The organism is uncultured Sutterella sp., assembly GCF_937923675.1.
Lineage (GTDB): Bacteria > Pseudomonadota > Gammaproteobacteria > Burkholderiales > Burkholderiaceae_F > Sutterella.
Genome location: NZ_CALDXB010000095.1, coordinates 54,591 through 72,981, shown reverse-complemented (window position 1 = coordinate 72,981; position 18,391 = coordinate 54,591). Strand labels below are relative to the sequence as shown.

Sequence of the window (18,391 nt, the reverse complement as noted above, 5' to 3'; positions counted from 1 at the left end):
GTCCCCCGATCTCATTGCGCATCGATGAGCGCTTCAAACTCATGCGCGAGTTCGTCGCCGTCGACCCTCGAATAAAGCTTCTCGAGCAGATCCGCGGCTTTCTTCAGGCGCTCTTCCGCTTCCGCGAGCTTCTTTCCGCGGAAAGCAATGAGGTTGGCGTGGCTTTCGCCGCCCGTACCTTTCCTCTTCCCCTCAAAGGGCGCTCTCGCCACCGTCGTATTCCCGGAAAGGGACGATTCCCAGAGGCGTCCGAGCACTGCGAGAATCTTCGCCGCAGCATCCTTCGGAATCGGCGCGAGCGCAGTGATCGCCGGAACATCCTGATCCTTCCCTTTTTCACGGGACACCAGACAGCCGTTCACTTCGAGCCCTGCCGCGCGCATGACGAGGAATTCCCAGGCGGCTCTCTGTCCGCGGCTTCCTGTTTTGGAAGAGGCCGAAACAGGCGCGAAGAGAAGATCGCCCGTTTCCCCGTGCGTTCTCAGGTCCGAGGTCTGCATTGAAATCTTCCAGGAGAACCCCGGGAGATCGGCCGTGATCATTTTGGGGGAGACCTCCGTCGTACTCTTCATGGCATTCTCAAAGCAGTCAAAGAGCGCAGCCGCAATCGCGAGATCCTCCTCGAGCGCCCATTCGCGCACGCCCCGGGCGCCGAGCCCGGGATTGAGCGCCCAGCGTCTTCGGACATCGGCCTCGCTTTCCCCGGCAAAAAACGCCCGGAGCGCCTCGTCGATGCGCTTCCAGAAGCTTAAGCCCCCGGTCGACGGCACCACCGGCACCTCTTCATCCTCTTCCTCGTCATCGATCCGGATGCCATTTGCCTTCAGAACGGAATCGGCCGGATCCCGCCAGAACTTCCAGAGCGTCGTAAAGGGAACCTGGTCGCCCGCTTCCGGGAAGGTCCTTGCCGCATCCTCGAAGGGAAGTTCCTTTCTCGACCAGTCTGCCTCTGCAGCCTCTCTGAGCGCCGTCAGAAGATCCGTGTCGGTCGAGCGCCAGTCGCCCTGAAGGTCCCTGAAGGCATTGGGCGAAAAGCCCGTGAGGGCGAGCGTTCTCGTGAGCATTGCAGCCCATTGGCGGCGCTCCTCGCGGTTTTCCGCGAAGGAAAGAATCCACTCGCGAAGCTCCTGTGCAACGATGGAGGGTTCCTTCCTCTCTGCCTCGCTTACGCCGCCGGCATATGAAATAAGAAAGGTTTCGCGCGCGGCGAGAAGAAGGTCAAGGAAGATGTTCCGGTTGTCGTGCCGGCTGTCGCGGTCGCCCCTTCGGGGGAAGCGCGCCATCAGGTCAAATTCCTCGGCGTGCGACGACCCGGGGAATCTTGAATCATCGTTGAGCCCGCAGATGACGATCACCTTGTAGGGAAGGCCTCGGAGCTGCTGCATGCCGGTGAAGGTCACGCCGCTCCCCGGACGCCCGCCCGGCTGAGCGCCGGCGAGCCGGTCCCTCAGGGCCGACATGAAGAGCCTGAAGGGAACCTCCGGAGCCCCTTCATCGGGGTCCGCTGCAGCCTCGATTTCAAGGGCAAGGGCTTCGGCGCCCGCGCGCAGCGACTGCCAGTTTTCCTGCGGCGTTTCGCGCGGGAAAAAGCATTCAAGCGCCTCGGAAATCCACCGCGTCCAGCGCCTCGGACCTCTTTCGTTCTGATCACCAGAAGAGGCGGCGTCAGCGTCTTCCGCTTCGCGCCGAAGCGTTTCAAGCGCCGCATAGATTGTGGAGAGGGAATTGAGGAGCTCAGGTCTTTCGGCCGCAGTGCTCCAGCCCCTCGCTTCAACGCCTTCTCGGGGCAGCACGTCGAGGAAGGGCTTTCTCACGCCTCCCGGGAGCATGGCGCCGAGCGCGAGGCGCTCGAGCGCTCGCGAAAGCGTCGACTCCCTCACGTGCCGGAAGGTTTCCGCGTCGATAGAAAGAAGATGGCCGTCGGAGAGCCCGAATTCAAACCCTGCGCTCGCGAGCCACGCGGAAAGGGTCTCGAGGTCGTCCGCTTCAAAGCCGAAGCGCCTCGAAATCAGAGGGAGCGAGAGCCACGCGAGAAAATCGCCGCGCTTCATGCGGCCCGTCAAAAGATTCGCGAGCCCCGAGAGCGCCTCGAGCGGCGCGTCCTCGCTCGCCATCAAGGCGCCCGTAATGCGGTAATCGATGCGCCGTCCTGCCGGAAGGCTCCCGAAGACCTGATCGATGAGCGGAGCAGAAGCCGAAATATCGGGCGTCGCGACAAGCACGTCCTCGGGCCGCAGATCCCTGCGTTTTCTAAACTGCGCCTGCAGCCAGTCGGCAAGGCCCTCAAGCTCGCGAACGGCCGTGGGCGCGCAGACGAAGCGCAGCGACTCATCCTCTTTCCTCACCGCCTTTTCTTCAAACTGCGAGAGATCGGGGTCGAGCTTCAGAATGGAATCCTGAATGCGCCGCAGAAGCGTCGGTTCATTGGCTTCAAGGTAGATGCTCTCTGCATCCACCTTCATGTCGACCGTAATGTTCTTCGGACTCAGCTGATAGTCGCGCAGAATATCCCGGGAGGCGAGGATCCTCCGCTCCCTCGGCTCCATTGGAGAATTGTCCGCATGCGCGTTTTCGGAGGGGCCCGAAAGGAGCGTTTCCTGAATGTCTTCTTCCGTAAAGCGCCAGAGGCGGTCGATGTTGGCGCGCACGCTTCTGCCGTTGTCGGCGAGAATCGGGTGCCCGATCTCCCGGTGCCCGTCTCCCTTTTCCTTCCAGTTGAAGAGCCTTTTCGGCACAAGGTCGAACCAGTATTCAGACGAAGGATTAAGGAGATAGAGCCACACGTCGCGCCCGGAATGGGCGAACGCCTTCAGAACCGGTAGCATCAGCGGCGGCACGACGAAGGGCATGAAGACGTGAAGCGCATTGGGAAGGGGCACCGTCCGGCCGTGCCCGAGATCAAGCTCCCGCAGATCCTTCGGCGCCCCGGCAAGAGATTCGAGCGTCTCGGGAAGCGTTTCCAGAAACTGTCTCCCGCGCCACCCGGGGTTCTCGGCGAGCCGCTTCCAGAGCTCGCGCTGCCAGACAAAGTCGGGGTCGGCTTCCATCCGGCGTCTCTCGTCCTGCATTTCCTCTGTGAGGGTCAGCCGCTCCTGATGAAGTCCGAGCCACTCGAGCACCCAGTCGAGCCGGTAGCTCGCGTAGGAAACGAAAACGGAGCAGACGCGCTGAGCGAGCGAAAAAATCTCTTCTTCCGTTCTCCCTCTCAGGCAGTCCTCAAGCCGCACCGTCCTCGCCTTCATTTCCTCCCGGAAGCTTCCCGGTCCCGTTTTTCTGAGAATCTCCCAGACCATCCAGTCCGCTTCGTTCCCGACCACGTTGGCGAGCGGTTCCTTTGAAAAGAAGCCGAGCCACTGCGAGAGGAACATGAACTGCATCGAAGCGCAGATCTGCTCCTCGCGGGCAATGGCGCGCGTCAAATCCGTTTCAACAGCCTTCGAAGGGATGATGACGGGCACCCGGTCGAAAACGCCTTCGAAAAGCGCATCCGCACCAAGTTCCGAAGCTTCGGGACGAAACCGAAGCCGCTCGATGTTGCTGAGGAGCACTGCCCGAAGGACTTCGTAGCTGTTGCTGTAAAGCGTATGAATCATGGGAGCGAAGGAGGAAGGGAAAAGTGGCTTGCCGAGTCTCAGGGAAACGCAGTCCTGAGGCTTACGACGGACTAAAGACGAAGTTTAGAGAATCTCTGCGTCAGGCTTCGTCGCAGCAAAAATTCCTTCTGATTTCAAAGACATGTCTCTTCAGGTCAGTTCGGTTTTGATCCGAGGGGTCTGCAAAAAAGCTCTCCTGCAAATGCATTTTTCAAAAAATAGATCCTTATCCATATCTTTTTTCAGGAATTGCGTCTTGCAGAGAATCGCGTAATGAAAAGACTTGAATCACAAGGCATGAGGCATTTATCTCAGATGTCGAAAAGCGAGCTGTGTGAGACTAGCAAGAATTCAGTGTTAGTCGTGAATGTTTGTTACAGCAATCACCCGCTTCACTGAGCGGCATCCTGAGACCGATCTCCTCAGACGGTGCCGGGGCGTGCGAGGGCTCTTAAAGAAAAGCCCGGCCCACCAAACTTATTTCTCCAGGAAACAAAGAAATGAAAAAGACTCTTGCTGCACTCGCCGTCCTCGGCGCTTTTGCGGGTTCGGCCATGGCCGCTGACGTGACCGTCTACGGCATCGTCGACGTCGGCGTCAAGTATGTTCACTCCGACCCGGATGAACAGGGCAAGGACGCCACCGACTCCTTCACCATGGCTTCCGGCAACCAGTCCGGCAACCGCTTCGGCCTCAAGGGCGTTGAAGATCTCGGCAACGGCCTGAAGGTCGGCTTCGTGCTCGAAAACGGCTTTGCGCTTGACGACGGCACGCTCGGTCAGAGCAATCGCCTCTTCGGCCGTGAAGCGAACCTCTTCGTTCGCGGCGCCTTCGGCGAACTCTCCTTCGGCCGCTTGGGCGCCCTTGACAGCGCCAACGGCTCCTACGGCCTCCTCGGCTACCTCTCGCCTTTCGGCGCTTCGTGGGGCGGCGCTGTTGAATTCAGCACGTTCTATGTGGGCGGCGCCCGCATGGACAACACCGTCACCTACAAGTCCCCGAACTTCGCGGGCTTCAACGCCTACGCCCAGTACTCCTTCGGCATGAATACGAAGGATAAGTTCGGCGCAGAGAACGCTGCCGATGCTGACCTTAAGGCCCCTTCTGAAGGCAAGTCGAGTGACACCCGCTACGCCGCTCTCGGCGCCACCTATGTGGCCGGCCCGTTCAATCTCGCCGCGTCCGCCGCGCTCTACAACTGGTCGAGCGCACAGTTCACGGATAAGCCCGACAACGGCTATACGCTCACTGCGGGCGGCTACTACAACTGCGGCTTTGCGAAGACCTATCTGAGCGCCCAGTACTTCGACAACATGTACAAAGCCACTTCCAACTATAAGGACACCGTGGCCCTCTCCTCCGTCGGCCTTAAGGGTGAATCCTTCAAAGGTTGGGCAGCTCAGGCTGGCTTTGACATGCCTCTCGCCGGCGGCACGGCCATGCTTGCCTTCGGTTATGCGGATACGGAAAGCGCCAACAGCGGCGATGATGAAAAACTTAACGACAAAGAATTCACCCGCTGGGGCACCTCTGTCGGCTACACCTACAGCCTGAGCAAGCGCACGAACGTCTACGGCGTCGCCGGCTACTATCAGGACAAGAATAAGGACAACGTTGAGAAGAGCGAAAACAAGCCCGAGACCACCACGGTCTACGTCGGCATGCGTCACAGCTTCTAATAGAGCCTGAAGTGCTACTCTCAAGCACCTGACGAGCTCAGAAGGGCGTTTCCTTAACGGGAACGCCCTTTTTCATTGCGGAAAGTCGCTGATGGCGAGAGGCCATCTCATTCTTCACGACCCATTTCCTTCCGTGAACAATGCGACCTGCGAGATCAAGGGTTTGAAGATCTGCCTCGGAACCGGAGCATGATCCCGAGAAAGTCTGCAGATCTCCGATCTCAGCCATTGGAGTGCAAAGTCGCCCTGACTGCGGCTGTGCCAAAGAATCATCGGATTCCAGTTTCGAATATCTTCCGGCCGCCCTTCTGCATACGTCATTGGAAGAGAAAGCGAAAAATCATGCGCGAGTTCCGCTGGCAGAAGTGCGTAGGCATCAGAATCCAGAAGATAGTAAGGAAGAACCAGGAAGTATGGCGTTTCGAGATAGAGGGGACTCGGAATCTCATGCCTCCAGGCAATGTCAATGTTGGATGAAAGAGATCTCCAGCGCGGAAGCGAAAGCGACGCGTATGGATACGGCGCGAGATCCTCTGGCAACGCTTCCGGTTCCCCTCCGTTTGACACGCGCTTTCTGAGGATCTCAATCAGCGGATGGCCCTTTCTCATAGCAAAGACGTGCCGGGACTTGAAAAGTTCCTGTGAATGAATATCACCGGGCAGCGCTCGATCGATGTCGAATCCAAAAGCCAGGTCAGTGGATCCTTCCCAAAGGTTCTCAATTGTCCGGCCGACAGAGGGACGGATCCGGACATGAAAGCCTGGGGCTTTTTTACGGATGGCTGCGAATACAGGAGCAAGCAGAATGGCCGCCGCGTTATCGACCATTTCAAAGGTAAACAGTCTGTCGATTTCCTCCGGCCGGTAGCGTTCTTCTATCGTGAGTGAAGTAAGCGCGTCTATCGCACCCGCAACTCGCGGCGCAAGCTCCTTCATGCGTGTTGTCGGAACGAGTGAATTGCCGGAACGCACAAAAAGTTCATCTCCCAGCACTTCACGAATCTTTGAAAGCCTATGAGAAGCCTTAGGTATAGACCAGCTCAAAGTGAGCGAAGCGCTCGTGAGCGATGCCGTTCTGATGAGCGTCTGCAGCAGCTTCAGGTCTGAGAGGGTGAGGTCGTCGAGAGTCGAGAAAGGCTTCATGGGGATCTCCTGAAGCAATAAAGGATCCGGGGCCACCGCAGACTCCGGATCCTTCAAAATGCAAGTTGAATCGGTAACGGGAGATTCTGCCCGACTATCAGAAGAAATGAGTAATGCCGGCCATCACCTGCGACGAGTTCGGATCCGAGCTGTCGGAGAAGTTCTTGGTATCAAAGAGCCCCGAGCCGTGCGTCCAGTTGGCGGAAGCATAGAGGTGCGTACGCTTGCTGAGAGGATATTCATAGGCAGCGCCCACAAGGTAGCGCTTCAGATCGGTTTCCTGACCTTCCGTCACATGGCCCTTGTATTCCCAGTCGTCGTATGCAGTCGTGAGATAGAGGTCGCCCCCTGCAACCTTGATCTGGGCGTTGATGCTTGCAACGTACCCATCGAACCCTCTCCCGGCGATGCCTGTCTGATTGTCGGCGCCCAGATTCGCAGTTCCGATGAGCTTTACGGGTGAATGAACAGGCGTGCCGGGCGCGTTGTAGACATTCCTGAAATACTGCCCCATGACAAAGAGGCGCACGTCTTTGACAACGGGGAAGTTCACCGTCAGGCTGCCAATCGTCGTGTCCTCACCATAATCGGCAGGGGAATTGTGCGTGTTCATAATGCGGTCAAGCGTGCCGACCGTGGTAAGCGACTCATTCTTGATGCGGAAGGCGATGGACGCTCTGCGCGTGTTATGACGCTGCTTGGCATTCTCAACGCCCGGAACCGGATTGGTGCCCGTCTGGAAGGAATACTGCGCATAGAACTGAACACCCGGACCGAATTTCGGCGACGCGTAGGAAACCGTGTTGTCAAGGCGGTCGCCCCCAACCATCCAGTGAACGCCGCCCGAGCGCCCCCAGCCAAATCCGAAAGGCGTAGCCTCAAGCCCGAAGATGCCCCAGTGACCGAAGGGAGAGGTCAGTGCTCCCATGCGGCCGAAGGCGATTTCGCCGTAAGGACCTTCGAGCGCAACGGACGATTCACCGCCGAAAAGTCGATTGAAGCGCATGGCGCCGTTATCGGATTCGAAAAGGCTTTCGAGCAGAAGCTTTACCTTAGTGCCGTTGCCGAGATCTTCGGTACCCCTCAATCCGACGCGGGGCCCGAGGTTGATGCCGAACTCTTCGTAGGCGCGGGTCTGACTGTCGCCCGTACCCATTTTGTTGTTTTCAATGATGATGCCGGTATCGATGATGCCGTACATCTTCACGTCGGCAGCCTGAACGGAGAGAGCGGCTGCCGAGAGCGCCGCGAGGCAGAGGAGAGATCTCGCGAATTGACGTTGCATGATGCAAGTTCCGGGAAAAGAGAAATCTGAGGATGAGTTCAGCTGTGCCGCTGCCGAAAGAGGGATCGACAGCAGCGGTGAACATTCAGTTATGCAAGGCAGAGAAGGGAATCAGCGTGCCTGCCTGGCAGTGGGCTTGAAAGCTTCCTTGACGGAGAAAGGCCAGGCCTGATAACCAAAGGTATCCTTCAGATGGATAACAACGGAGGGCTCTTTCGCGCCCCAGGCAAATTCCGTGATAAAGGGCGAGGGCATAGCCTTGCCATGGCTCACGCGCATGCCTGCGGTCGAGAAGTAGCCGACCACGGAATCCTTGTCTTCGGCGTATTCGCAGAGGCCGGTAACGGGGCTGAAGTATTCGTGGCCCTTTTCCTTGCCGTACTCCCAGACCTGCTCGATCGTCATCTTCGCCTCATCAACCTTGTAGACCACGAGGCGCGAGTACTTCATGTCGGGAAGCGGAGGCTGCTCCATGCCGCGGCCGTCGCCGTTGTCAAAGACTGTGAGGTAGACAATGCCCTTCTTCGACTTCGCGTCAATGCGCCAGGCCGTATGCTGCGTCCACGTCCAGTCAAAGTCCTTTTCGCAATGGTTGACGTTCTCATCACAACTGATGGGGTTGCCCTTGGCATCGACCGGAGTGAGAAGCTTCGTCTTGAATGCATCCTTCCAGCCTTCATGACTGCCGATAATCCACTTCACCTTCTTGTCGCGGCCGATCTTGATGATTGCGGATTGATGACGAGAGCTCACAATGATGGAGTCGTCAGTCGGGTCATAGTCAACGGAATTAATGTGGGCCCAGTTGCGGCCCGGGCCGGAGCCAAGGATGTCGCCGAAGTTGTCGGACTTATCGAGCTCTGCCAGCTCCTTGTCGCTCATCGTCTGGCCGGCCTTGGCCACATCGATGTTGAGGCAGACGGCGCCCTGATCGAGCGTCTTGATGACCGTGCTGCGGTACGGATCGAGAATATTGTTAAGGTTCCAGTCGTCAACCACCTCGCCCGATTCGTTCACTTCGATCATCACGTCGCGAATCGTGCGGACGTTCTTGCCGTCAGCGCGCTTGTAGTTGGCATCGGACACGCGGATGAGATAGTTGCCGTTCTGCATCGGCACCATTGCATGTGAAAAGTCGTCATAACCTTCCGGGAGCATGCGATTGAAGATCTTGCGCCCGAGAATGTCGTACTTGGCATAGCGCTGACCGTAGCCCCAGGTGAGCGCACCATCAGGGTTCTGACGGAAGCCCATCATGACGCCGCCCCATTCAATCGAATTGCCGTTGTAGATCGAGTCGGGCAGGAGATACCAGCGCAGTTCGCCGGTTGAATCGATGATGCCTACCTCAGGCGCGCCGCCCCACTGCAAGGCACCGCCGGCAGGGTTGTTCCAGACGGCTCGTCCTCCGCGCGGATTATTTTCAAGGATGTTGTTGACGAAGTAGAGACGGTCCTTGAACTTCTTGTCCATCTTCAGGACCTTGGCCTGGAACCAACCGCCCGTCTGAAGATCCGTGCCGTCGCTGCCCACATAAGCCGGACCAGCGTAGATCTTGTAGCTTTCCTTCACCTTTTCTGCTGTACGAGCCGCATCATTCGAAATGCGGGTGTAAGAAACCTCAACAGTGTTCTGATAATCAGCATAAAGGCCGAAAACAGGAATACCGCCATGCGTACGGCAGATGCGATCTTCAACTGCATAGGCAATTTCCTGACCGCCCTTCTTCGGAACCACTCGTACTGAAACGTCCTTCAGCTCATAGCCGCCATTGCCGATGATTGCAGTCAACGGAGCAATGCGATAGGGATTAACGAACACCTCGCCGATCTTGCCCTGAGCCTGAAAGTGCACTGCCGGCCCCGAGGGACCGCCTGCCGCCTGCAGAGCGCTCGAGACGGAAAGAGCGGCGATAGAGAGCAGGAACTGACGCTTCGTTAGCATGGGGATTCTCCTTTTGTACAGATTCTCTACTTGAATTTCTTTCTAAAAACATATAGTTGAAAGAAATCCTTAGTGTGACTAGTACTTTAGGATGATCATCCTCATACGTAAATCGGAGGATACCGAACCGCAGACAAGCATCTACTCAAGACGGTTTTTCGAAAATAGAAAAACCCGTCAGGCACTCCCTATTCCTTGAAGCAACTTTCGCAACCAAGCTCCGTGAGGTGAACGGGGTAATTTTTCAGAACTTTGCGTCTTATGCCGTGAGATAGACGAAAAAGAGAATTCCCGTCATGGCAAAGGCGAGCGCAACCTTGACCGCCGTGCCCACGATCATGCCGATCCAGGTGGCAAGCCCCACGCGGCCCGCGTGAATCAAATCGCGCTTGGCCCAGAATTCGCCGATCGCGGCGCCGATGAGCGGCATGAAGAGGAGCCCGAAGAGTCCCATGAACATGCCGAGCACGGTGCCGACAAGCGACCCGATGATGCCCGCTTTGGACGCACCCGCTTTCTGAGCGCCCGCCGTCTGCGCCACCGAATCCACGATGACGCCGATGACTGCGAGCACGGCGAGAAAGAGAATCGTCTTCCAGCCCACCTTGTCGTAGTTGTCGGCCCAGCCGATCAGCCAGGCGCCGCCCGCAATCATGGGGAGGCCCGGAATCGCCGGCACGATCGTGCCCGCGAACCCAAGCGCAATCAGAACGAAGGCGCCGAGCCAGCAGGCAAGCGCAAACCAGTCAATGCTTGTGAGCCATTCCATCGTTCTTACTCCTCAATGCCGCCCCAGTAGCCTTCGTCAGCGGTAGGCTCAAAGCGCGTATTGCCGCCCAGGAACGTCATGCGGAGCGTGCCGATAGGGCCGTTACGCTGCTTGGCAACGATGATTTCCGCGAGGTTCTTGTCGGGCGTGTCCTTGTTGTAGACGACGTCGCGGTAGATGAACATGATCACGTCCGCGTCCTGTTCGATTGCGCCAGATTCGCGAAGGTCGGACATCACGGGACGGCGGTCCGTGCGGCTGTCGACCGAACGGTTGAGCTGCGAGAGCGCAATCACCGGCACGCGGAGCTCCTTTGCGAGCGCCTTGAGGCCGCGGGAGATTTCAGAGAGCTGCTGCGCACGATTGTCCTGCGCGTTTCGGCTCTGCGAGCCCATGAGCTGCAGGTAGTCGACCACGACCAGTCCCAGGGGCCCGGCCTGGTTGACGAGGCGCCGCGTGCGGCTCGAAAGCTCCGTGATCGTCAGCGCTGGCGTGTCGTCGATGAAGATGGGCTTTTCCTCGAGGCGGTGAAGCGCCGCCGTGAAGTTGTCCCAGTCCTCGTCGTCCAACTGCCCCTTTCTCAGCTTCTGCGCATCAATGTGCCCGACGGAAGAGATCATGCGCTGCGTCAACTGGTCCGCGCCCATTTCCATCGAGAAGACCGCAACCGGAAGCTCCTGAACGATCCCGACGTTTTCAGCAATATTGAGCGCGAACGAGGTTTTGCCCATCGAAGGGCGCCCTGCGATGATGATGAGGTCGCCTCTCTGAAGGCCCGCCGTCACGAAGTCGAGGTTTTTGTAGCCCGAGGAGACGCCCGTCACTTCGGACGAATCCTTCGTCTGATAGAGCTCGATCACGCGCGCCGATACATCGCGCACGAGCGTCGCGAGCGGTTGGAATCCGCGCTGGCTGCGGGAATTCCGCTCGTTGATGGCGAGCACCTCTTTTTCGGCTGAGTCGAGAATTTCGCGCGTCTCGCGGCCTTCGGGAGAGAGCGCATCCGTGACGATCTTGTCGCCCACGGTAATGAGCTGCCTCAGGACGGACTTGTCGTGCACGATCTCCGCATAGCGGCGGATGTTGGCCGCAGAGGGAGAGTTGTTCGCGAGCTCCATCAGGTAGGGAAGGCCTCCGGCCTCCACGTCCATTCCCGAAGCCTTGAGGCTCTCATAGACCGTGAGGTAGTCCGCCGGGTGCGCCCCCTGAATGAGCTTCGCGATTTCCTCGTAGATGAGGCGGTGATCGCGCCGGTAGAAATCCTCGGGACGAATGACGTCGACCACGCTGTCGAGCGCGGAATTGTCCACCATCAATCCGCCGAGAATAGCCTGCTCGGAGAGAATGCTCTGCGGGGGCTTTCGTACGGCCTGAGCGGCTTCATCCTGAATGTCTTCGGTCATCTGTTGTTCGGGTTCTCTAAGAGGAAGCGGGGGAAAATTATCGGGGATTTCGTCTGCGGCGTCTCTACCGTCAATGGAACTTTGCCGAAACTTGCAATTTTTGTTCATCACAGGCAAAAAGAAAGGCTCCCCTCTGGAAATGAATCCTTTGGAGAGCCTTTTCCGGCTTTCAGCTCAAAAGCTTCCATAAAGCCCTCGAGCTGAAGATCCCTTGTCTGAAGAAGAAATTATTCCTCAGCAACGACCTTGACCGTGATGTCGGCGGTGATGTCCGTCATCAGACCGATCGTGATCGTGTAGTCGCCGGTCGCCTTGATGGCGCCGAGCGGCGTACGGACCTGGGACTTCTTGATCTGGAAGCCGAGCTTGTCGACCGCTTCAGCGATGTCAGCGTTGGTGACGGAGCCGAAGAGACGGCCGTCGACGCCGCACTTGGAGGCGATGACGACTTCGGCGCCGTTCAGCTTGGCGGCGAGATCCTGAGCAGCGGCAACGCGTTCAGCCTGAGCCTTTTCGAGCTCGGCGCGGCGGGCCTCAAACTCAGCGATAGCCTGCTTGGTGGCGCGCTTGGCGTGACCCTGAGGGATCAGGAAGTTGCGGCCGTAGCCATCCTTAACCTTGACGATGTCGCCCAGGTCGCCGAGATGCGTGATCTTTTCGAGCAGAATAACTTGCATTTGAAAATTCTCCCGTCGATTACTGGTTGTCCGTGTAGGGCAGGAGGGCGAGGAAGCGGGCGCGCTTGATGGCCGTATCGAGCTGGCGCTGGTAGTGCGCCTTCGTGCCGGTCAGGCGAGCCGGCATGATCTTGCCGTTTTCCTGAATGAAGTCGCGCAGCGTCTCGACATCCTTGTAGTCGATCTGCTCAACGTGTTCAGCCGTGAAGCGGCAGAACTTCTTGCGCTTGAAAAGGGAATTTTGCTGGTTCGAACGGCGGGGCTTGCCCTTGCCCTTAGCACCAAAAGCCATTTGATGACCTCTCTATTTGAATTCTGTGATGTGTACTGTCAGACGCCGGCTTTTCATCGACTTCGTGGCGAGAAATCCCTTGATCCGGATTTTTGCGCCCACTGCCAGAGCATTGAGCCTGCTGGCAGTGTCCCCGTAAGAAAGGGCTTCGAAGTCGTATTCGAGCGTGCGGATTTTTCCGGCTTCGACCAATCGGCTGCGATGGTGGAACATGGCATCGAAAACCTCAATGCCTGCGGGAGTGAATCTCACTTCCTCGCGTTCAATCAGCGTCGCGTAGATTTCAATCGAATTGGCTTCGAATCCGACGTCTTCAACCGTCATCAGGCCTGGGCCGGAGCGGTTTCTTCCTGAGCAGCCGCGGCAGCCTCAGCGGCAACCTTGCGGGCCTCTTCCTTCTCGACGACCTTCATCATCGGGGAGGGAGCGGTTTCGGCATGCTTCGTCTTCACAGTGAGGTGACGGAGAACGGCGTCGTTGAAGCGGAAGCCGTTTTCGATCTCGAGGATCGTCTCATGGCCGCACTCGATGTTGAGGAGCAGATAGTGCGCCTTCACGAGCTTTTCAATCGGGTACGCGAGCGGACGACGGCCCCAGTCTTCAATGCGGTGGATCTTGCCGCCCTGTTCGGCGACGAGGGTCTTGTAGCGCTCGATCATCGCGGGAACCTGTTCACTCTGGTCAGGGTGCACGATGATGCAGATTTCGTAGTGACGCATTTAGCCTCCTTGCGGAAAAAGCCGCCCAGAGCGTCGTTCCAGTGCGGCAAGGACAGTAAAGGCCGCGATTCTACATGAAGAATTCGCGGCCTGCATGGAATTTTCCGATTTTTTTTGCGGTTCTCCGTCGGAAGCCCGGATCAGAGCCGGTCCTCAGCCTTCCCCGGAGTCACAATCCCGGCGGTAATGCGCTGCCTCAGGGACTCGAAGAGGCAGATGCCGGAAGCGACGGAAACATTAAGGCTCTCGACGCTCCCCACCATCGGGATGGCGGCGAGTTCGTCGCAGCGGCGGCGCGTCAGCTGCCTCAGTCCCTCACCCTCGGCGCCGAGCACCCAGGCAAAGGCCTTCGCCTGATCAATATCGTAGATGCTCTTATCCGTTTCGCCAGCGGTCCCCACCACCGTGACGCCGTTGTCGCGAAGCTCCATGATGGCGGAGGCAAGGTTCGTCACCTGCACCACGGGCACGGTTTCGGCCGCTCCCGCGGCGGCCTTGGCGGCAGCCGGCGTCATGCGCGCAGACCGGTCGCGAGGGACGATCACGGCCTGCACGCCCGCAGCGTCGGCTGCGCGCAGACAGGCGCCAAAGTTTCTCGGGTCCGTCACGCCGTCGAGAATCAGAAGAAGCGTCTTCGGGCTGATGTCGTCGAGAAGATCCGCAAAGTCGAGCGTATTCTCACGTTCCTTCGCAAGCGCGCAGATTCCCTGATGAGGCACGTCGGGGGAGAGCCCCGTGAGGCGCCTTGCATCGGCATTCATCACGCGCACGCCCGCCGCAAAGAGCTTTTCCCTCATCTCGCGCATGCGCTTGTCGCGGCGTTCAGGATCGACGTAGACGAGTTCGATCGATGCGGGATCGAGCTGCAGACGAGCCGCAACCGCGTGAAAGCCCGCGAGAACAACCGTCCCCGCCTGAAGCTTCTCGCCTTCCGAGCCGCTCTTCGCGCGATTGGCGCGGTTGTCGTTTCTGCCTTCCTGCCTCATTGGCGTCACCCTATTCTCAAAACCAAAAAGCCGAGTTCAAGACTCTTCAAAAGCCGCGCATTCTAGCCGAAGCGCGCCCGTCAATACGGAAGATCGTCGTCGTCATCGTCATCATCGAAATCGTCAGGGAAGAAGCCGAAGCCGTCGTAATTAAATCTCCGGCGCCCTCTTGATCCGCGCTTTCCGCCCTTCACCGTATGCCGGGAATAGCTTGAGAGGAGCGAAAAGTTGATTCTCCGCTCCTCAAGCTCGACCGTATCGAGCCTGACGGAGAGTCTGTCTCCCAGGCGCACCTCCGTCATCTCGTCGTAGGAAGTCATCTTCTTCGCATTCTCGTCGTACTCGTAGTAGCCCCAGCCGAGCTGCGAAATATGGATGAAGCCTTCGATCGGCATCGCTTCGAGCGTGATGAAGACGCCCGCCGGGCACATGCCGGTGACAACCGCATCGAACTTGCGGCCGACCTTCGAGCGGAGGAACTCGCACTTCAGGTACTTCATCACGTCGCGCGTTGCATCGTCGGCGCGGCGTTCGGCCGAGGAGCAAATGATGCCGAGCCGCGACCAAACGCGCTTTCTTGCTTCCGTGCGGCTTAAGGGCTTCGCGGGGGCCGTCGCCTTTTCGTCCGGACGGGCGCCGAGCTTTCTCGCATGGTAGCCGCTCATCACCTCCGCGTCGTCGAATTCCACCACGGGCACGTAGGCGCGGTGCGCAAGAATTCCCTTGATCGTGCGGTGAAGGAGCAGATCCGGATAGCGGCGAATGGGCGACGTGAAGTGCGCGTAGGCGTCGAACTGGAGACCGAAGTGTCCGATGTTGTCGGGCTGGTAGCAGGCGCGCTGCATGGTTCTCAGAATCGCCGACTGAATATAGGGACGGTCCTTCGTCTCCTCGATCACTTTGGAGAGCGCGTGCGCAAGCTCCTCGCGTTCGTTCGAAGACCTGAAGGCGATGCCGAAGGACACGAGGAGGCTTTTGAGTTCCTGGAGCTTCTTCGGATCAGGCTTGTCGTGAACGCGAAAGAGCGTGAGCTGCTTCTTTTCGAGAACAAACTTCGCCGCGGAGACGTTCGCTACGAGCATCGCCTCTTCAATCATGCGGTGCGCGTCGTTGTGTTCGCGCACGCTGAAGCTCTCGATCTGCCCTTTGCCGTTAAAGACCGCCTGCGATTCCTCGGTCTCGAAGTCGAGCGCGCCGCGCGCGATGCGTGCGGCCTTGAGCGCCTTGAAGAGCGCATGAAGGCGCTCGATTTCAGGGAGCCGCTCGCCGATCGCTTCAAGGCCTGCGGGCTCCTTCTGAAGGGCGGACCAGACAACGTTGTAGGTAAGCCGCGCGTGCGAATGAATGACGCCCGGATAGAACTGATACGCCGTCGTTCGGCCTTCCGGGCTCACGATGGCGTCGCAGACCATCACGAGGCGGTCGACGCCGGGGTTGAGGGAGCAGAGGCCGTTTGAAAGCTTCTCAGGGAGCATCGGCACGACGGAAGCCGGGAAGTAGACCGAGGTCGCACGAATCTGCGCATCGCGGTCGAGCGACGTCCCGGGCTTCACGTAGCGGCTTACGTCTGCAATCGCAACCAGAAGACGCCAGCCTCCGTCAGGAAGGTCGGCGCAGTAGACCGCATCGTCGAAGTCGCGTGCATCCTCGCCGTCGATAGTGACGAAGGGAAGGTCCGTCAGGTCGACGCGGTTCTGGAGGCTCCGCTTATCCACCGCATCAGGGAGCTTCTTCGCTTCCTCAAGCGTCTCGGGACTGAATTCAATGGGAACGCCGAACTGGGCCGAAGCAATCGCCATTTCTCCCAACGGATCGTTCATGGCGCCCACGACCTTGACGAAGCGGGCGTTGAGCTCAACCCGCTCCTCATAGTTGACGGCTTCGCCGGGCGTCTCGGAATCCGGGAGAAGCTCTACCTCAACGGCATCCTTCTTCAGATTGACGCCCGGCGGAATTTCGCTTGCAGGCACGGCAAATTCAAGGGGTGCGAAAGCGGAAACAGCCTTGAAGTAGACGTATTCGCCGCTCTTCGCAAGGAACTGGCACACCCAGCGCTTCTGCGGGCGGCGAATGAATTTCGAAAGGCGCCAGCCGGAAATGCTCCGCCTCAGCTCAAACACGTCGCCCGGAATGTAGTTCGGCCGGTAAATCGGGAGTTCGATCTCCTCGCCCGCATCGCACTGCGGCATCACCGTCATTTTGTCGAGCGTGCGCGCGCCCTGCACCACGCCCGTCGTCGTCTCCGCTTCAGGATTGAGGAACCAGTTCTTCTCGTCCCCTTTTTCAAAGCCTTCTTCATTCAGACGAACAATCAGTGCGTTGGCGACCTCGCTCGCGAATCCAAGTTCGCGCTTAAGCTTCTTCTTCGCCTGCGTGTAGCTCACGTCTTCCTTAAGGCCGGCAAGGAACTCCTTCGCCTTCTGGACGTCTTCAGCCGTCACTTCCGGAAGCGGCGCCGGAATCTGAGCTTTGGTGCGGGACTTTTTCTTCGACATGGGAAATGACTTCTCAACAAAAAACTTGCATCTTCAGCGACTAGCAATCTAACAGCTTGCGCGCATGTGCGGCATGTCTAAAACGAAATCTTCGTCTACAGAAGTACGCGACATTGGAGCTACTGAGTTTTTCCCCTCGAGAGCATCCGAAAAGATCCATCATCAGTCATCGGAAATGGGAAGGTGCGTTTGTCCGGGCGAAATGCAGAACGCCGAATGCCGCGGCAGCCTCTTGACATTTTCGCTCCTCTCTGGCAATATTCGCTTCCTACCTGCCCGGGTGGCGAAATTGGTAGACGCACCAGCTTCAGGTGCTGGCGGCTTCACGGCCGTGAAGGTTCGAGTCCTTTCCCGGGCACCAGATACATATCCCGTACCGTCTCAGGCGGTGCGGGATTTCTTTTTTGTCAAATAGATAGCGTTGATAACGTCCTAGCGCGAATCACGCAGACTCTCTGAAGCCGATATTTTTCGGGGGAGTTTTTAGATAGCATTGAGGCGAACACCTTCAAAAAGGCCTGTTTTATTCCCTTCTGCGGAGATAGGGCTGAAGGCCGAGTAGCACGCTCTGGCGGGGATGAGGAAGTCGAGGTTATGGGTTGCCCGTCGCATCCGTGTTGATGAGCGTTTTTTTGATGCCTAAATAAAAATTATCGAAATAAATAACATTTGCAAAAATGCTAACCTCGTGGTAGAATATCCGCATGTTCAACCAATAGAGGAGATCATGAAGCAAAGTGAATTTCTTCGGTGGCTCAAGTCGATGGGCGTTGAGATTACCCACGGAACCAGGCATCTTCGCCTGCGGGTTCCCGGAAATCCCAAAACCCAAACTATGCCTCGACACCCCAGTGCCGAAATGAATGAAAAAATCCGTAAGGACATCATTCGCGATCTCGGCCTCAAGGAACCCACCAAGAAGTAAAACAACCCCCGCCCTCAACGGCGGGGCTTGCTACATGATCGTGCATGTCTGATAAATGTCAAATTTCGATTTTCCCTGCCGCTTCGAAAAGCTTGAGGATGGCACGGACATCATTCGATGCCGGGACATTCCCGAACTTCTCTCCTATTCCGTAGATGGCGAGCCCCTTGAAAATTGGGCCCGTTATGCCGTCGAGGATTGCGTCGAGTTCCGCATTAAAGATGGAGAGCTTATTCCGGAGGCGTCTCCCGCGCTTCCCGGGGAATATGTCGTTCATCTTGATGCGAATCAGGTCGCCAAAATCCTGCTTTCCAATGAGATGGTGCGAGACGGTGTCTCTCGCGCCGAACTCGCCAAGAAGGCGGAACTGAAGCTTCCTGAAGTGACGAGAATTCTCGACATTCACCATCCAACCAAGATCGATCGTATTGAGACCATTCTTCGGTCACTCGGCCGTAGGCTTCAGCTGTCGATCGCTTAA

15 protein-coding genes and 1 tRNA gene are annotated in these 18,391 nt (G+C 57.9%); 4 read left to right on the top strand and 12 right to left on the bottom strand.

Annotated features, from left to right (window positions below):
* Positions 1-11: 11 nt before the first annotated feature.
* A complete protein-coding gene (locus tag Q0106_RS11325) occupies positions 12-3,593 on the bottom strand; it encodes an exodeoxyribonuclease V subunit gamma (protein WP_297613034.1) in 3,582 nt (1,193 codons plus the stop codon).
* Positions 3,594-4,093: 500 nt separating this feature from the next.
* Between Q0106_RS11325 and Q0106_RS11320 the strand changes: the two genes are divergently transcribed.
* Positions 4,094-5,272, top strand: coding sequence for a porin (locus Q0106_RS11320; protein WP_297613030.1), 1,179 nt, complete (start codon positions 4,094-4,096; stop codon positions 5,270-5,272).
* A gap of 114 nt (positions 5,273-5,386) precedes the next feature.
* Here the strand turns inward: Q0106_RS11320 and Q0106_RS11315 are convergent, their stop codons facing one another.
* The 11 genes from Q0106_RS11315 to Q0106_RS11265 all read right to left on the bottom strand — a co-directional run bounded on the left by Q0106_RS11315 (position 5,387) and on the right by Q0106_RS11265 (position 16,985).
* Positions 5,387-6,415 (bottom strand): LysR family transcriptional regulator, encoded by a 1,029-nt coding sequence (locus Q0106_RS11315; RefSeq protein WP_297613026.1) that lies wholly within the window; start codon positions 6,413-6,415, stop codon positions 5,387-5,389.
* A 97-nt stretch (positions 6,416-6,512) separates the two neighbouring features.
* Positions 6,513-7,700 carry a porin gene (locus Q0106_RS11310; protein WP_297613022.1) on the bottom strand — a complete coding sequence of 396 codons (1,188 nt, stop codon included), beginning with the start codon at positions 7,698-7,700 and terminating at the stop codon, positions 6,513-6,515.
* A gap of 111 nt (positions 7,701-7,811) precedes the next feature.
* Entirely contained in the window at positions 7,812-9,644 is a 1,833-nt protein-coding gene (locus Q0106_RS11305) for an aryl-sulfate sulfotransferase (RefSeq protein ID WP_297613020.1), read from the bottom strand.
* A 259-nt stretch (positions 9,645-9,903) separates the two neighbouring features.
* Positions 9,904-10,413, bottom strand: coding sequence for a DUF456 family protein (locus Q0106_RS11300; RefSeq protein WP_297613017.1), 510 nt, complete (start codon positions 10,411-10,413; stop codon positions 9,904-9,906).
* A gap of 5 nt (positions 10,414-10,418) precedes the next feature.
* Positions 10,419-11,816, bottom strand: a complete 1,398-nt coding sequence (gene dnaB, locus Q0106_RS11295; protein ID WP_297613014.1) for a replicative DNA helicase — start codon at positions 11,814-11,816, stop codon at positions 10,419-10,421.
* A gap of 227 nt (positions 11,817-12,043) precedes the next feature.
* Positions 12,044-12,493: a 50S ribosomal protein L9 gene (rplI, locus tag Q0106_RS11290; RefSeq protein WP_297613011.1), complete on the bottom strand. Its 450-nt coding sequence runs from the start codon at positions 12,491-12,493 to the stop codon at positions 12,044-12,046.
* A 19-nt stretch (positions 12,494-12,512) separates the two neighbouring features.
* Complete coding sequence (gene rpsR / locus Q0106_RS11285; protein WP_139687927.1) at positions 12,513-12,785, bottom strand: 30S ribosomal protein S18; 273 nt, start codon at positions 12,783-12,785, stop codon at positions 12,513-12,515.
* Positions 12,786-12,797: 12 nt separating this feature from the next.
* Complete coding sequence (gene priB / locus Q0106_RS11280; RefSeq protein ID WP_297613007.1) at positions 12,798-13,109, bottom strand: primosomal replication protein N; 312 nt, start codon at positions 13,107-13,109, stop codon at positions 12,798-12,800.
* A complete protein-coding gene (rpsF, locus tag Q0106_RS11275) occupies positions 13,109-13,504 on the bottom strand; it encodes a 30S ribosomal protein S6 (protein WP_297613004.1) in 396 nt (131 codons plus the stop codon). The genes priB and rpsF overlap by 1 nt, the downstream gene beginning before the upstream one ends.
* 140 nt (positions 13,505-13,644) lie before the next feature.
* Positions 13,645-14,490, bottom strand: coding sequence for a 23S rRNA (guanosine(2251)-2'-O)-methyltransferase RlmB (gene rlmB, locus Q0106_RS11270; RefSeq protein WP_297613001.1), 846 nt, complete (start codon positions 14,488-14,490; stop codon positions 13,645-13,647).
* A gap of 80 nt (positions 14,491-14,570) precedes the next feature.
* Positions 14,571-16,985: a VacB/RNase II family 3'-5' exoribonuclease gene (locus tag Q0106_RS11265; protein WP_297612998.1), complete on the bottom strand. Its 2,415-nt coding sequence runs from the start codon at positions 16,983-16,985 to the stop codon at positions 14,571-14,573.
* 274 nt (positions 16,986-17,259) lie between these two features.
* On the opposite strand from Q0106_RS11265, the gene Q0106_RS11260 reads away from it, so the two are divergent.
* The 3 genes from Q0106_RS11260 (at position 17,260) to Q0106_RS11250 (ending at position 18,391) form a co-directional block, all read left to right on the top strand.
* Positions 17,260-17,346: transfer RNA gene (locus Q0106_RS11260), tRNA-Leu, on the top strand.
* 366 nt (positions 17,347-17,712) lie between these two features.
* The gene (locus Q0106_RS11255; RefSeq protein ID WP_297612995.1) at positions 17,713-17,910 is read left to right on the top strand and encodes a type II toxin-antitoxin system HicA family toxin; all 198 of its coding nucleotides are present in this window, start codon (positions 17,713-17,715) and stop codon (positions 17,908-17,910) included.
* Positions 17,911-17,965: 55 nt separating this feature from the next.
* Positions 17,966-18,391 carry a type II toxin-antitoxin system HicB family antitoxin gene (locus tag Q0106_RS11250; RefSeq protein ID WP_297612993.1) on the top strand — a complete coding sequence of 142 codons (426 nt, stop codon included), beginning with the start codon at positions 17,966-17,968 and terminating at the stop codon, positions 18,389-18,391.